Below are 14,368 nucleotides of genomic sequence, written 5' to 3'. Positions count from 1 at the left end.
TCGACTTGCATGTATTAGGCACGCCGCCAGCGTTCGTCCTGAGCCAGGATCAAACTCTCCATAAAGATCTCCCCAAAAAGTGAAGCGAACCTCCGAAGAGAATTCCGATTACTTTCCGGGGGCCCCATAAGGGTTCAGACAATTGCTTGTCCTATATCTGAAAGCTGAAATGCTCAATTGACTTGCTAGCGAGATTTTACAATCTCTTTTTTGAACGATTGCTCGTTCGTGCTTACTCACTCGTTGTTCAGTTTTCAAAGATCAATTTCTTTCGTTCACTGCCGTGTTACCGAAGCAGCGAAAAGTAATATACCACAGCTCGTTCATCAATTGCAAGCACTTTTTTTCTCGTCAATTTCTGTCGGTGTCTGTCGGTGTTTGCTGCTTCAAAAGCAACGAGGACTAATGTAACATGCTCAGCAACCAATTACAACCCCCCTTGGAAATGTTCCACTATTGCCATTGTTTCGAATGTTCCTACAGCGGCAAACAAGAAGATAGGTCACAAATCGTATCCTCTATATAGTAACTACTGTGATTAATATCACAGATACAACAAGAAGTGCCGAGGTATAATCAGCTATATGTGTTCAAATGGAAATCCCCTGCGCAAAAGACCTCAATGCTAACAATTTCGTTTGAAATAAAAGGGAGGTTTGCTTATGTGCTATGAAATAAAGGATAGCGACCAACAAATTGACGTCATTTTAACTGGAATTATCGGCGTAAAAGAAGCAACCTCCATCAGGCAAAAATTGTTTCCGCTCATCCAACAAGAATTCCGCAGCCTCACTTTCCATCTGGGAACAGTGACAGACATGGATAGCTCAGGGCTTGGTCTATTGCTGGCCGTGCAGAAGATCGCTACGGATTATAAGGCCAGCGTTTCGTTTCAAGACGCCCACGAACAGCTCAAAGAACGTTTATACATGGCGGGCATACGGTTATAACGCAAGGGATACAACGGCACTGCAGCAGAGAGGGGTTCTTACATGAATCGACATACGCCACATAATGAAGCCCTTTGGGATAAACAAACACCGGAAACCTTCGTATTGTCTTACGACAGAATTTTTCACGATTCACAGGAAGCCATTATGATAACGGATTGCCACTCGAGGATCGTCAGTGTAAACCCTGCTTTCAAATCCATTACAGGCTACGATGAGTCGGAAGTTATCGGGCAAACCCCCAGCATGCTTAAATCGCATTACCAGGATCCCGAATTCTACGTCAACATGTGGGCATCCATTCATAAGGATGGAACGTGGCGCGGAGAGATCTGGAACCGCAGGAAAAATGGGGAAATCTATCCGGAGTGGCTCTCCATTAGTTCAGTCAAGGACGATAACGGGATTCTGATCAATTACGTGGGCATGTTCTCTGACATTACCTTGCGGAAGAACACGATTTCTAAGCTTCAGCTGCACGCGCAGGTGTTCAGCAATGCCAGCGATGGGATTATGATTACGGACAAACAGCTCAAAATCCTATCTGTTAATCAAGCCTTCACGACGATGACGGGATACACGGAACGGGAAGCTGCCGGGCATACGCCGCGGTTGCTTCACTCCGGCCTGCAGAATCAATATTTCTACATTAAGATGTGGGAAAGAATTCACACAACCGGCTTCTGGGAAGGTGAGATTTGGAATAAAAGGAAAAACGGGGAACTGTACCCCGAATGGCTGTCCATAACAACCATGCGGGATGATAAGGGAACTATTACGAATTACATTGGCATGTTCACCGATATTACAGAGCGCAAATTGACCGAGGAGCATCTGAAATATTTGGCCCATTACGATAAATTGACAGATCTGCCTAATCGAACCTTGCTTAGCGAATTGGTTAATGAAGCCATCACGAGAACTTTGGAAAGAAAGCGCAAGCTGGCCGTGTTTTTTATTGATCTCGATCGGTTCAAAATGGTCAATGACTCCTTAGGACATAACGTCGGAGACAAGCTGCTCCAGCAGGTCGCCAAGCGTCTTAGCTCCGTTGTGAGAAAGGACGATATCGTGTCACGCCTTGGTGGCGACGAGTTTATTATCGTTCTCCAGAATTTGCAGGAGCCGGAAGAAGCCATCCTTATTGCCAATGAGCTTATTTCCAGTATCAAAAGGCCTTTCTCCGTAGACGACAATGAGCTTTATATTAACGCAAGCATTGGAATCTGCCTGTATCCGAAGCACGGCGAGGATTTCGAAACGCTGCTCAAGCACGCCGACTTAGCCATGTACCAAGCCAAAATCCAAAATGGCGGCTACCAGTTTTTCAACGAAAGCATCAGCAGTACCTTCCTGCGAAAGCTTGATCTGGAGAATGAGCTTAGGTGGGCGATTGCCAAGAATCAGTTCACTCTCCATTATCAGCCTCAGGTCAGTTCAGAAACCGGCCATATGAAAGGAATGGAGGCGCTGATCCGCTGGAATCATCCTACACTCGGACCTGTCTCCCCCGGAGAATTCATTCCGATTGCAGAGGAAACAGGGACCATCATGGATATCGGCAAATGGGTATTGAAAGAGGTATGCTTACAGCTCAACCGTTGGCTCTCTGCTTCGTTTATTGTTCCTTCGATTGCCGTTAATTTATCGGCTCGACAATTTCTGGCGCCGGACTTAGCTTCCTCGATTCACGATATTGTTTACCAGACCTGCTGCGACCCGCAGCATATCGTAATTGAAATAACGGAAAGCAGCAGCATGCATGACATTGAGTCGGTGCTGCCCATCCTGCACGAGCTCAAATCATTTGGCTTCCAAATCGCAATTGACGATTTCGGCAAGGGCTACTCGGCCCTCGGTTATATCAAACAGTTCCCCATCGATATTCTGAAGATCGATAAGAGCTTTGTCCAAGAACTGACAAGCGATACCAAAAGCGCAGTTCTTACGAAAGCGATTATCGATATGTCGCATGGCATGGATCTTCGGGTCATTGCGGAAGGCGTCGAGACCTTGGAGCAATTGGACTGTCTGCGAACGATGAACTGCGATATGATTCAAGGCTACTTTATTGATCCCGCTCTGTCGGCTGAGCAGCTAGAAACGCTATACTTGACCAAAGATGAGCAAATCAGCTGCCAACAATCAAGTCTCGCAGCGCTTTCGGATCATCCGTAATAATGCCGGATACGCCATAGGCTAGCATCTGTTTCATGACGGATGCTTCATTTACTGTCCATACGATCACATGTCTGCCACTTTGGCGAATAGCAGCTACATCTTCGGCATCCACCATGCAAGCGTGAAGAGAGACGGAAAACACTTCTAGTCCGAAGTCCTCAATGAACCTGATCGGGTTCACCGGTTTGGCATCATACACAAGGCTGATCCGGCATTCAGGTGCTTTCTGTTTAATGTCATGCAGCAGTTTATGATCGTAGGATGAGAATAAGACATCTGCCAAACGCCCATTTTCGCGCAGCAGCTTAATTAGAGGTTCAACGATGCGGCCACTGTAGCTTTGCTTCAGTTCAATGTTTAGACCGATTCGTGCAGGTATCCGCTCAAGCACTTCTTGCAGCAGCGGAATCTTTTCTCCCGTATAGACTGGGCTGAACCAACTGCCTGCATCCGCTTGCTTCATTTCCTCCAAAGTCAATTCCCCGATAACTCCGCTTTGATTCGTTGTCCGCCCCAATGTCTCATCATGGCACACGATCACCTGTCCATCGCTTGTCAGATGAATATCGAGTTCGATGACGTCACACTGCTGATCTACCGCAAGTTGAAAGGCAGACATCGTATTTTCCGGTGCTTCCAAAGAAGATCCTCGATGTGCAAATACCCAAGGTGCCCCGTTATTCCAGTTCAAGCTCATCATCCTTTTCAATAAAGTTGTCTTATTCCCCTTGCGCCTATTTAAGACCGGAATGCATGAAGCTCTCTACAAATTGACGTTGAAAGACGAAAAATGCTAATAACAGCGGTAAAACAACCAGCAGCGTTGCAGCAGTTACAGTCCCCCATTGCGCTCCCGTCTCCGAGGTTTGGGCGAAAATAGCTAGTCCCACGGTAAGCGAGCGATTTTCTACCGAGTTGGTCACGATGAGCGGCCACATGAAATTACTCCAGTGCGTACTGACCGAGATCAGTCCAAAAGCAATATAGGTTGGCTTGGCGGATGGAAAATATACGTGCCATAAGGTGCGCCACCACGGGCATCCATCCACTTTGGAAGCGTCGTCCAGATCTAATGGAATTTGTTTAAACGTCTGCCGCAGCAAGAAAACGCCGAAGGCCGATGCCCAAAAAGGCAGCATAACCGCTAATTTGGTATCGACTAATCCCAGTTGCTTGATAACGGTATAGTTTGGAAAGATAAGGACTTCGGCCGGGATCATAATTTGCACGAGGAATAAAATAAATACAACTCCTTGTCCAATAAAACGCAAACGCGCAAAGGCGTAGGCAGCCAATGTTGCTGTAACTATCTGTACAGCGAGAACACCCCCGACAATGATCAGCGTATTGCTGTAGTATCTTAGAAAGGGAACGGTTGACCAGGCCGACACATAGTTGCTGAACGTCGGATTCACGATCGCGAACGGGTTCGCTCTGGTTATGACTTCGCTAGATGGTGTAAATGAAGTGAACACGGTCCACACCAGCGGGATAAGGAATACAATGCCTAATACAATAACAATGGATCGATGCAATGTTCGAGCCAACATAAGTCAGATTACCCCCTAGTAATGAACACGCTTGTCCAAATAAGCATAGTTGAATATAGAAACCGCAAGTAAAATAACAAGCAGCACAACGGTCAGTACGGATGCCCTGCCCATATCCCAGAAACTAAAGGCTGTCTCATATATGTGGTACAGCAGCAGATTGCTGGCATTATCCGGCCCGCCTTTCGTCATTATATACAGATGATCGACCAGCTTGAAGGAATTCGTAATAGCTATGATCAGGACGAATAACGTAGTTGGCATCAATAACGGAAACGTAATTTTGCGAAAAACGTGCCACGGTCGTGCGCCTTCCACTTCAGCAGCCTCGTACACTTCCCTAGGCAAATTCTGCAAGCCGGCCAAATAAAAAATCATGAAAAACCCGGCTTCCTTCCAAATGACCATGATAATCATCGAAAAAGTAACCCAATGCGGATCCCCTAACCAGTTATGTGTCGGTACACCAATAAAACCAAGAAATTTGTCCAGCAAACCATAATCAGGCGTATAAATGAACAACCAGATGTTCGCTATCGCAATCATCGGGATTATTGTCGGATAGAAAAAGGCAGCTCGTAGAATGCTCGTTCCCTTCAGCTTGTTATTCACCCAAACAGCTAAATAAATGGCCAATAATAGACTTGTCGGCACGGTTCCGATAGAAAGAAGCATATTGTTTTTCATTACTTTCATAAACACTTCATCTTGCAAAACGTGGGCATATTGCTCGAATCCAACAAACTTCTGGACGGATAGTGTAGAGCTGAAGAAACTCAAATACACCGATTTAATCGTCGGATAGAATGTAAAAAGCGCAAGCAATATTAGGGAAGGAAGAAGCAAAGCATAGGCAAAAGCATTTTCTTTCCAGTTGATTTTCCTTCTTGTTAGCAGCGCTTGCTGTTTCAAATAAATCCCCCCGCACCTTGTATATCTGTATATTAAACGGCTATTGTTTGGGCTGTATGAAAAGCTAAAATAAATCTTGGATGCGGCTATCTCGGCACATTCACCGTGATAGCCACACCCATCTAATAAAAATCCAACTACTTATTTGCGGAATGTTTTCAAGATGTCATCTGCCTGCTGTTGGGATTTATCAAGGGCCTCTTTGGGCGACATATTGCCGAGCAAAGCAGCTTGAATGTTATCGTTAAACAATTTGGTCACTTGTCCGTTCTGGAATGTGGATAGTTCACTGTCTGCATATTGAAGCTGATCTCTGGCAACAGCGGCTTGCGGGAAGTCCTTCACGTAATTCTTGAGCAGGTCTGTCTCGTAAGCTGCTTTGGTTGTGCCTACATAACCAGTATCAATTGACCACTGCGCAACACGCTGCGGCTGCGTCAAGAATTCGATGAACTTCACAGCCGCTTTCTTGCGGTCTTCTGGAATGCTTTTGAACACATACAAGTTGCCCCCGCCTGTCGGAGAGCCACATTTCTTGTTAGCCGGCAGGAACGATACCCCGAAATCAAATTTGGCGTCCGTTTTCACTTTCGTCAGGTTCCCCGTCGTGTGAAACATCATAGCTGTCTTCCCGCTGATGAAATCCGATGGCACCGTCGCCCACTCCAGCGTGCCTTCTGGCATGACTTTATCTTTGCGGCCCAGATCCGTGTAGTATTGCAGCGCTTCTTGCACCTCAGGCTTGTTGAAATATACATTCTTCCCATCATTAGAGACGATGTTCGTGCCTGTTTGCAGAGAAAGTGCCTGCAGCATCCAGTATTGGTAACCCGTACTTGGAATTTCGATCCCCCACTGCGATGTTTTGCCAGCGCCGTCCTTCACAGTCAGCTTGCTCGCCGCTTCACGCATTTCGGTCCAGTTCGCCGGGGCCTTATCCGGGTTAAGCCCTGCTTTCTTGAACAAATCTTTGTTGTAATAAAGGACGATCGTGCTGCGCTGGAATGGAACGCTCCACACCGTTTCGCCTGATTTCGTATTCCCCATGAAAGCATCATAAAAACCGTTGAAATACTCTTTGTTGAAACGCGGTGTTAAATCCTCAATAGCATTCATCGAGAGCAAGCTGTACAAGTCTGTTGAAAGCAGCACCGCTAAATCCGGAGAAGTCCCGCCCTGCACGGAGGTGACGACTTTGGTCATCGTATCTTGATAACTTCCTCCATAGACCGGCTTCACTGTAATCGTGGGATTTTCTTTGTGAAAATCAGCAGCCAGTTGATCAATTAACTTCGTAATGGGACCGCCAACAGCCACTGGAAAATAAAATTGCAGCTCTACGGGCTTCGCTTCCTGTTTAACAGTCGTGTCTGGTGAAGAAGCCGCCTGGCTGGCAGGAGCTGCTTTGGGTGTGCTTTCACCTTGCCCGCAAGCTGTTGTGACCAGCGCTGCGGCCGCTAATGTAAGAAATACTTTTTTCATGTTCATGTCCTCCCGAGAATAGGTTTTATTTGATTTCGCTGAGTGATGCCAGTACATAGTCAGGCTTGATCCCTTGGAGCATGATGTCTTTGCGAGAATCCGCTCCAGTCAAAACGAGTGCTGTATACATGCCATTGGCATTGCCGAAGCATATATCGGTGGATACTCGGTCGCCTACCATCAGGCACGCTTCTGGCGCGAAAGCCAGCTTCTCTAAGGCCTTTTTGGCGTAGTACTCCGAGGGTTTGCCAATCACTTTATAAACCGACTGCGAACTTGCCGTTTCCAGTGCTTTGACCAAAGACCATGTATCAGGAATCGCCCCATCCTCCAGCGGGCAAAATGGATCCGGGTTAGCAGCAATCAATTGTGCCCCATTGCGGAGAGCGCTCATCCCGAGTGTTAACTTCTCATACGTAAACTGCCTGTCCAGTCCGACAAGAACATGCGTCGCGCCGAGCGGGTCGTTCGTCGTTTCTACACCGTATTGCGCCAGTTCATTCTTCATGGCTTGCTCGCCAATCATCAGCACCTTAGCTTCCGGCAGATATTCCTGAAAGTACATTCTCGATACACATAAGGCCGTTAAAATATCTTCTTTGGAGCAAGCAATTCCCAACTGCGAAAGGCGTTCATGAACGCCCTCTCGCGTATGTGTTGTCGTATTCGTCACGAAGAGGATTGATTTCCCGCTTTCGCGAAGCTTGTCTATCGTAGACAACACGCCTGGCAAAAGTTGATTTCCAGCATATACGGTACCGTCCAGATCGAACAAATAGCCGTCAAAAGCAAAAATTCCTTTTGGCACTTTCTTGTGCTCTCGGTTAACTTCTTCTCCACGGGAAGGTTCGAAGCCATTCTTAGGATGTGCAACGTGCTCTGACACAGTTTCTACCCCTTTTCAAAGAAAAATAAAAACCCTTGTTCGAAAATGCAAAAATAAGCATCGTTGAAACATCGCAAAAAGAGATGATTCAGCCTATTTTCGCACTTTGCAGAACAAGGGTTTTCTCCAATTCTCAACCCATCATTACCGATTAGGTGCTGATTATTTAATTATTAAGTTGATTATAATCCCGCTTTATCACCGGTGTATTAAATCCATGTAGAGAATTTGTAAATTGACTTACCACATAGCCGGATCACCGGTTGAGATGTAATCAGCTCCGCTCGCCAACGCTTCCGTAATCTCATGCTCGTAGCGAATTAATCCACCGACGATTAACGGCTGTTTGATGGTTCCCTTCAGCTCGCGAATCACTCTTGGCATTAAACCGGGCATAAGCTCGACCTCATCGGGCTGACTGCTGTTGATCATGCGAATGGCTGTCTGAATAGCAGCCGTATCAATCGCAAAAATACGCTGAATTGTTTTCAGGCCAGCTTGTCTCGCTGCCGTAACCGCCGCTGATTTGGTTGTCAAAATGCCGTCTATCTGGAATTTCTCGGCCAAATAACTGATCGCATAAGAATCTTTCCCTAGACCCGCAACCATCTCCATATGGACGTAGACCTTTTTACCCGAATCATGGGCTTGTCTAATAATCGACTCCAAATTCCCAATATGACCGGTCATTAAATTGACTCTCTCCACGTTACTCTGCAGCATCTTCGGAATTTGTTCCTCTTTCGTGACTGAAGCGATAATCGGGAACGGGTTCATCTGTGCACCTCCAAAAGAAACATACCTTCATCCAAAAGCGTAGCACGCGTATGTTTGCTGAGTATAAACCCAAGATTATTCATTCAAGAAATTAGCTTTGACTAGTAAACGTTTCAACATGACGACCGATTGAGCGCGTGTTGCATAGCTGCCAGATGCTAGTGTGTCTGCTGCCATCCCATTCATCAACCCAAATTGAATTGCTGCGGCTATCTCCGATTGGGCCCAGATGATCTGGTCAGCATCTTGGAACGATGCCAAGGTTTCATCTCGTTTAGCGGAGCTTACGCGGGTGTCGATTCCCACAAAGTTCATCGCACGGACGACCATCGCTGCTTGCTCCTCACGTGTGATTTCTTGATTCGGGCGGAACGTCCCGTCCTCATAACCGCTAAGAAGACCCGCGCTTGCAGCGGAACCTGCCACATCTGCAAACCAGTCGCTAGCTGCAACATCTTTGAAGCTAGTAGTTTTCGATGCTTCCATGCTTAATCCCAAGGAGCGAACCAGCAATGCTGCGAATTCCGCGCGTGTAATCGAACGATCCGCTTCGAAACGGCTGTCGCTTACCCCATCTACGATTAGCTTGTTTGCCAACAGCTCAATATCAGCTTTGGCCCAATGATTCGTTAGATCGCCGAAGCTTTTATGATTTTCCACAATGGCGAATACGCCATTCTTGTTATGGATCAGTGTAGCTGTTGTCTTACCATCCTTGGTCACAAACCGCGTAGGCACAAAACGAAGTTGATTCGTTCCCGGAATCACTTGTACGCCAGTTGCTTTCTTCGGATCAATCGCCTTATCCAAGAGGATCGTACGAGAAGCATACGCTGCTCCGAGTGTCACAAGAGCCGTTTGTCCTGCTTGATTAGCCGCTTCCACCTCAAAATGAACAGCAGCGGCAGCCGGCTTGCTTCCTGCAGCGATGATGGCCTGATCTATGGCAGATGCCTCCTGACCATTCAGTTTCTTAAGTGTAAATCGAATTCGCAGATCATCTATGCTTATACTCAGCTGCTTAGCCAGTTCATCAAGCTTCAACGTAGATAAAGGCAACGTATAGGAGACATTCTCACTTGAGGCAAGCAGCGTTTGGCCAGTAAGTTTACTTGCTTCGATCAGACCAGCTGCCTCCAGCTCCAGCGAATCACCACTAAACTTCACTTCTACCTTAGGATGGGCACCCAAAGATTGCTTAAGTTCGGGCGCTGCGACTTTACCTTCTTTGGCTTCAATGACTGCTGCAGCTGGAGTGGCAGGCAGTGTTGGGCTGCCTCCTGTAACGGAGGAATTAGCGATTGATCCACTATTGCCATCATCACCACCACCTTCACTATCCTGACCTGGTATTTGGATCGAGATAGGCGCTGTATAGATGTCATATTTATTCCGATCATCCATCGCTGTTGTGTATCTTAATAGAACGTGAGCCGTCCCTGATTTCTTAGCCGTCACTTTAGCTCCATCCAGAGCAACCACCTCTTGGCCATCCAAAAGTACGAGTTCGGGGACAATGGTCGATTTCGTCCCTTTATAGGACTGAACGACAGCCGCAAGCGTAGCGCTCTCCTCTTTAGCAAGCACATACTTTTCTTTCTCAGCTTTGATGGAAGCTGCCCAATCGGAAGCATAGTAGGCGTTATCCGTCGTAATTCCGAAAGCTCCTAGCCCCATGTATTGAATAAAAACACTCTTATCATTCAGCGTCCATGGTGAAATGATAAGACCGCGATGTTTGGCAGCCTCCATGAATTTCCGGCCCAGACCGCTATAGCTCGTGTTAAATGAAGCATTCAGTCCCTGAAGCAGCTTCAATGTTTCCCTTAGCGATTTTGGCACATTCGCCTCATTGGCATATCCGCTAGTCAGCAATCCCAGAGGCATCTCCGGCATAAGCTGCGCCATGCGTTTTAACTGATCAGCGCTGAAAGACATGGTGTCCACCAAAGCTTCGCCATCTATATCCTTAAGCAATTTGACATAGGCATCAACAGCTGCAGGAGTGCTGGTCTTAATTTCGGACATGACCATAGCACCCTGCTCCCTGGCAAGTTCGATCTGCTCATTCAGGGTTGGGATCTTCACATCGGGGAATCCTTCGGGATATGGCTTGTTCGCATTTAATTTCTTTAATTGCTCCAGCGTATAGTCTTCAACAAAGCCTGTTCCATTCGTCGTACGCTCCAGTGACCCATCATGAAGAATGACAATATGCCCGTCCTTCGTCAAATACATGTCGTTCTCGATGAACTCCGCGCCCGCTTCTAAACCCAGCCTATTGCTTTCAATTGTATTCTCAGGAGAATTCGCCGGCATCCCTCGATGAGCGATAATATACGGCTTGCGAATCAATGTCGTATTCTTGTTATACACTTTCAATGCTTCCCATTGAACCGCAGGCGAATCTGTCACGATCCCATTCACACCTGTCGCAATCAATTGATGCATCGCGATCTGTTTCTCGGATCTGCTGGCCGTTTCCTTCGACCATACCATAATACTTCGCTGCTGCAGATAAGCAACGTTCTCTCGCGTTGATATCGCTTGCGGCAAAATGGCAATTCTAGCTAAACTTGCTGCTGTTTTTCTTCGAACATCCAGCAGTTGGCCTGCCTTCAAGCTGCTGTCACCGCTGAAATCCAATATGCCTCGGATGATCGGATAGGCAGATCTCGCTCGTTTGATCAATTCTCCGTTGTCTGACACGACAGCAGCATCTTCCCAACTATTCGCTTTCAAGTATGCCACCAATTGATCTACCGTGGATTCATCCTTTACATAAAAAGCAGGGATGATTCGGCTGCCAATTTTGTTTAGAAGTGCATCCAGACTGCTTATTTCAAGCTTTCCTGCAGGGTCTGTTACCTTCAGTCCTGGGCCCACATGAATAATGAGCGTCGAAGGCAGCGCAGGCGCATCCAGCTTCGCCAAATCTGCCCCACTTTGAAGCTCGCTTACGACGGATGCGGCCATCGCAATGCGGGTTTCCGGCTCTGTCACTTCAACGAAGCGACCATTCGGTATAGGAGGCAGCGCCTCTTGCTGCAGCGTCACGCGAATGTTGTCTACCTTCATTTTGCTGCCATTCGCTTGCAGACCGACCGCTCCTGTCGCATAGACTGTTGCTTGATCCGTGTCCACCATGACACGATCGTTGATCCATTCCTGAACACGGTTTCCGTACGCTTTAACCGTATAATGGTACATTTTGGCCGGATCAATAGCTTCGGTATTAGAACCTCTGTCCATCACGTTCCACCCGTTGGCAGGCGTTCTCTCGGCGAATTCGATGCCATTTGCTGCGGTTGCATCTTTTCTGACCGCCATTTGGTAGTAAGGATAATCGTTGTTTTGAATACGGTACATGATGGAGTGCCATCTTGCCGTATCAGTTGCCTGCAAGTGGGTCACATCGGCTTCAATCTTATAATTGCCAAACTTGCTTAGAAACGAAGGCAGAATGACCCGGGATGGGTTATCCGGCGCAGCGAGTGCATTGATCTCAAAAGCTCCGGATTTCACTACAGCATTGGCAGCTGTCGTTCCTTCTTTCCGCGTCCAGCCGGCAGGAAGGGTACCGTCCGCCAGATGATCAAAATTCTCCTCGTACAGGACATATTCGGTATCTGCTGAATTTTTGGCGACAACCAGCATACTGATAGATGCGCTATCTTTGGTGCCTGTCAGCGTATAAACACCTTTCTGCTGCACCTTGGGTACGTTGTTTTCAATAAGAACTGATGGACTGGTCGATGTCCATGTCAGCTCATTCCCTTTCACTACACCTGTCGTGAGATTATTAAAGTCTGCTTGAAACTGTACAGCACTAAGATCCAATGGAGTTCCAACCGTTGCAAGCACATACCCTTTGTCGTCACCCTTTAAGGAAACAACCTTGACCCCCGTCAGAGATGGCGTCACTGTGATTTCCTGCGAAGTCTCTGCATTGCCATATACAGCCTTGATGGTTGCTTTCCCTGGCTTAATAGGATAGATCTGGTTGTTGTTGATTTTGATGACACTTTCATCCGATGAATACAGCTTCACTCGATCCGCAGGCGGCGTCTCCGTAAGGCCATCCGAATAGTAGACACTGCTCGTCACGCTTGTCGCGCCGCTTAACGCTTCCAACGAACTGGCTGAGGTAATCGTAAGCCGCTCTGCCGTGATCCGGGTAACCTTCAGATTATCGAAGGATACCTTGCTTTGATCTCCTTGAAAGCCAACTCTCCCTTTCTCCGGGAGCACCGCAGCTGCGAGATTTTTGTCGCCATACAGCGTGAAGCTTGCATCGCTTTTGGCTTTAAAATACTGCTTCACATTGTTGTCATAAACCCTTACTTTCATCGTGTAAACCTTATTCACCAGCAGCTCAGCGCCCGTTGCGCTTATCGGTGTGGGAGAATACCAATTCCCGTCCGAATTGCGATAAGCGGTCTCAATGGTGCCATTCTGCTTAATGGCCATCTGCGGGTATGGCCACTTCCCGCTAGCGGGTGCGCGGAACATAATGGATGCCCATCTTCCTGGATTCAAAAAACTGCTAAAACGCACATCTGCTTCAATTGTATAGTTATCCCATTGAACAGGAGCAATGATGCGGCTTTGTTTGGACGTAGCATTTCCGTCGAACGTCATACTCCCGTTGCCATACGTATCTTTCACAACGCTAAAAGGCGGGCTTCCCTCATTCACATTAGATATCCAATTCGGGGGTATCGTCCCTGTGGCATAGCCGTCAAAGTTTTCCTCCAAAAGCACCAGATTGGGGCTTCCTGAGACTGGACTTGTATCCACCAGCTTAAGCGTGCCATAACCGGAGGTATCATTCCAAAAGGAGGAGGACCCAAAAGCGCTCCAGTAGCTGGATCTTTGCTCTGTTGTTGCGGCCCCATAACGGTCTGTCGTGCCGATCTCCATGCCCAACTGTTTCTGTAGAATAGGATCAAATTTCAGCATTTCCCAAGGTACAGCGATCTCCGTAGACCAGCCTGAAGCGGTCTGATTCATCGCTCGCAGTATTTTCTTCTCATCCTTGCCCGCATGATTATTCAGCGCAGCACCAAAATGAAACTCGGGTATGGTCGTTCCAGACTGATAGACCAAGCCGATCTGCATATCCTCATTGCTGTACGGAGCTGAGCGGTGCAAGCTCGGATCAAGAAAGACGTTGATATTGTCTTGTTCGAACCAACTGCCCGATTGACCGGATAATAAGCTGTCATCATCTGCCTTGATACCAATATACAAATACTGATTATCCCAGAGCAGGCCAAATTTCGACGCCTTAAAAGAACCTTGTCCAACTTTAACATTTAGCGTTTGGTTCAGGTTCCACATGGATTCATCTAGATTGCCGTCGATGATAGGAGCCGTTAACGTCTTGTTAACCTCCATCGTCTTCCTGCCCGACTCCTCCGCATGAACGCTAGATACCCAGGCACTTGGCTGGAAAAGCCCGCTGAGCAGAGTCGTAATCGTCACAATCCCTAAAAGCTTTGTTAACATTTTTTTCATGTCGCACATCATCCTTTTCAAAGTTTTTATATGTGAACAACACAAAAAAACCCTCATTCAACAAAAGGAAAGCACGCGCTCCCTAAGGGCGCACTTTTCTTAAGCCGAAT

The 14,368-nt window shown here is 47.2% G+C and carries 9 protein-coding genes and 1 rRNA gene; 2 read left to right on the top strand and 8 right to left on the bottom strand.

Annotated elements, in window-relative coordinates:
* Positions 1-65 (bottom strand): 16S ribosomal RNA (locus BC351_RS21100); the annotation flags it as partial.
* Between the two features lie 597 nt (positions 66-662).
* On the opposite strand from BC351_RS21100, the gene BC351_RS21095 reads away from it, so the two are divergent.
* Positions 663-950: an STAS domain-containing protein gene (locus BC351_RS21095; RefSeq protein WP_079414728.1), complete on the top strand. Its 288-nt coding sequence runs from the start codon at positions 663-665 to the stop codon at positions 948-950.
* 42 nt (positions 951-992) lie between these two features.
* Positions 993-3,128 (top strand): EAL domain-containing protein, encoded by a 2,136-nt coding sequence (locus tag BC351_RS21090; protein ID WP_079414726.1) that lies wholly within the window; start codon positions 993-995, stop codon positions 3,126-3,128.
* On the opposite strand, the gene BC351_RS21085 is transcribed toward BC351_RS21090, so the two are convergent.
* From BC351_RS21085 to BC351_RS21055, 7 genes are all read right to left on the bottom strand, one after another.
* The gene (locus tag BC351_RS21085) at positions 3,082-3,822 is read right to left on the bottom strand and encodes a glycerophosphodiester phosphodiesterase (protein WP_244209120.1); all 741 of its coding nucleotides are present in this window, start codon (positions 3,820-3,822) and stop codon (positions 3,082-3,084) included. The two genes, BC351_RS21090 and BC351_RS21085, sit on opposite strands and share 47 nt — an antisense overlap.
* Positions 3,823-3,865: 43 nt before the next feature.
* Positions 3,866-4,681: a carbohydrate ABC transporter permease gene (locus BC351_RS21080; RefSeq protein ID WP_208629810.1), complete on the bottom strand. Its 816-nt coding sequence runs from the start codon at positions 4,679-4,681 to the stop codon at positions 3,866-3,868.
* A 15-nt stretch (positions 4,682-4,696) separates the two neighbouring features.
* Complete coding sequence (locus tag BC351_RS21075; protein WP_079414723.1) at positions 4,697-5,593, bottom strand: carbohydrate ABC transporter permease; 897 nt, start codon at positions 5,591-5,593, stop codon at positions 4,697-4,699.
* Positions 5,594-5,734: 141 nt separating this feature from the next.
* Positions 5,735-7,075 carry an ABC transporter substrate-binding protein gene (locus tag BC351_RS21070; RefSeq protein ID WP_079414721.1) on the bottom strand — a complete coding sequence of 447 codons (1,341 nt, stop codon included), beginning with the start codon at positions 7,073-7,075 and terminating at the stop codon, positions 5,735-5,737.
* 25 nt (positions 7,076-7,100) lie between these two features.
* On the bottom strand, positions 7,101-7,961 hold the full coding sequence (locus BC351_RS21065) for an HAD-IIA family hydrolase (RefSeq protein WP_244209119.1): 861 nt from the start codon (positions 7,959-7,961) through the stop codon (positions 7,101-7,103).
* A gap of 240 nt (positions 7,962-8,201) precedes the next feature.
* Complete coding sequence (locus tag BC351_RS21060; RefSeq protein WP_079414719.1) at positions 8,202-8,738, bottom strand: glycerol-3-phosphate responsive antiterminator; 537 nt, start codon at positions 8,736-8,738, stop codon at positions 8,202-8,204.
* Between the two features lie 75 nt (positions 8,739-8,813).
* On the bottom strand, positions 8,814-14,258 hold the full coding sequence (locus BC351_RS21055) for a glycerophosphodiester phosphodiesterase family protein (RefSeq protein ID WP_158082174.1): 5,445 nt from the start codon (positions 14,256-14,258) through the stop codon (positions 8,814-8,816).
* Between the last annotated feature and the right edge of the window lie 110 nt (positions 14,259-14,368).

Source organism: Paenibacillus ferrarius, assembly GCF_002027705.1.
Lineage (GTDB): Bacteria > Bacillota > Bacilli > Paenibacillales > NBRC-103111 > Paenibacillus_E > Paenibacillus_E ferrarius.
This window is presented reverse-complemented; position numbering and strand designations above follow the sequence as displayed.